At 51.0% G+C, this 2,306-nt stretch carries 1 protein-coding gene; it reads left to right on the forward strand.

Annotated features, from left to right (window positions below):
• Window positions 1-919: 919 nt before the first annotated feature.
• A partial coding sequence (locus E3J62_02420; GenBank protein ID TET47107.1) for a hypothetical protein occupies window positions 920-2,306 on the forward strand: 1,387 nt, incomplete at its 3' end.

The following is a 2,306-nucleotide window of genomic DNA, read 5'->3' on the forward strand; positions in this document are numbered from 1 at the left end:
GGGGTTGTTTTATTGCTACCGCAGCCTACGGAACTCCCACCGCTGAACAGATCGACGTGTTACGAGAGTTCCGGGATATCGTGCTACTGGAAAGCGTCGCGGGCTCTCAATTTGTCGCCCTGTACTACCAGCTTAGCCCTCCCGTAGCGGATTTCATAGCAGGAAATGAGCTTTTGAGGACTCTGGTCAGGGAGTTCCTGATTGACCCCATTGTTTGCGTTGTTGAAGCTACGGTGGACATATGGCATAACTAGGGAGGTATGCTGTATCAGATGTGTGAGACACCAGTGCTAGCATAGGGCATAATACCTGATATAGCAAAGCGCCGGCCGTGCAGCTCGACGTGAGGCATTAGCGGCTCTTATATTCTTGCCTCCAATCTGCGCGGTCCTGCATTGTGCAAATCATAGTTCATTCAAAACGTCTTCTGTGGAATTCAAGCAGTGAGTGAGTTAGATAGTATATGTATTGGCTTTAGAAAGCACAGAGAGCGTGTCAAACCGGGGTATTGACTTTTTTTCGCGAAGTTGATAATCTAGTACTAACAGTTCTATTACGTGTTATCTGTATATCTCTATAACATATAAGAGCCACTGTTTGGTATGGATGAGGGGAACCATGAGAATTGTGGACGACTCGGGGCCAAATGTGAACTGGATTAAGAAGAGACCTGCGCCAGCAGCTCTCTTCTTTGGTTTTGGAGATGGTAGGTCAGCGCCCACCATGTTTATTGTATCAGTTAGCTACTTCCGCAGGTAAACGATGGGAAGGCGGATGGTAGTGGTCGACCGACTAGAGCGACTATTCTTGCCCATGGAGTCTCTCCTGCACAGAGGGGGGATGGGTCGGTCCTGGGCGAGCGTCAGCACCCCAGATATTTCTGGGGTGGACTGCAAAAATAAACACGAAAGGAGAAAACGTGAAAAGGACATCTAGTATCCTATTTGCCCTGGTGCTGGTGCTCAGCCTCGTGTTAATCATAGCCGGGCCAATGGCCAGTCCAGTGCAGGCGAAATCAAGCGGACCAAATAGCGGTTCGACTGCTGCCGACGACGATTCAATTGGAACAGTAACCTGGGATGATGTCAACAACGCACTGGATCAAGACGACTCCTATGCCGGCGCAATTCTGACGCAAGGCAACAATACTAGTCATTATCTAGAAGTAACTGGTTTCGGTTTCGATGTCTCAAGCGGCGCAACGATACAAGGCATTGTGGTGGAAGTGGATAGACGTGAAAACACCACACCCTTGAGAGTGTTCGACAACAGCATCAAGTTGGTGAAAGGCGGAGTGATAAGTGGAACCGACAGGAGCACAGGCCTATCTTGGCCAAGCTCTGACACAGATACATATGTAATCTATGGCAATTCAACTGACCTTTGGGGGCTAACCTGGGACCCTGCTGACATCAACGATTCTGGTTTCGGTGTTGCTATATCAGCAGTAAAAGACGATTCCGTGTACAATAGAAACGCATTTGTGGACCACATCCGGATAACTGTCTACTACAGCGTCCCCGAATATTATCTCACCATGGTAGCGAGCCCTCCGTCAGGTGGCGAAGCATTTGATGACACGAATGATCCGCCCTACGAAGAAGGTGAGGAGGTCAACATAAGGGCGGAAGCCGATGCGGGCTACGAGTTTGTGGAGTGGACGTCGGTGCCGACCTCGGGTGGAACGCCGACCTCGGAGCTATTCGATGAGCCAGAGGAGGAGGAGACTGTCTTCACCATGCCGGCTTATAATGTAACTGTCACCGCCAACTTTCAGGTGGAGACGGGGCCTGAGGTGCCTCCGACAGTTACTACAGTAGCCGCCAGCGGAATCACCCGCTACACAGCCACCCTGAACATGAACTTCGATGTGGGGGACTGGAGCCGGGTCTGGCTGCAGTTTGCCCACAGAGAGTACGGGGCCGCTGCTTGGCATTATACCGACTGGACGGTAAGAACAGAGGCAGATGAACCTTCCTACCATGTGAATATTGGTGGGCTAACCGCGAACACCACGTATGAATTCCAGGCCCAGCTTGATTATCCTGTCGGGAAGATCGATGATGCTGCTATTCTTAATTTCACAACAGATGAATTATATTCACCGATCTGCTTCATTGCCACCGCAGCCTACGGGACTCCCAGTGCTGAGCAGATCGATGTGTTGCGGGAGTTCCGGGATAGCGTGTTGCTGGAAAGCACCGCGGGCTCTGTATTTGTCTCCCTGTACTACCAGCTCAGCCCCCCTGTCGCGGATTTCATAGCAGGAAATGAGCTTTTGAGGACTCTGGTCAGGGAGTTCCTGA

Source organism: candidate division TA06 bacterium, from assembly GCA_004376575.1.
In the GTDB taxonomy this organism is placed as follows: domain Bacteria; phylum Hydrothermota; class DG-26; order E44-bin18; family E44-bin18; genus E44-bin18.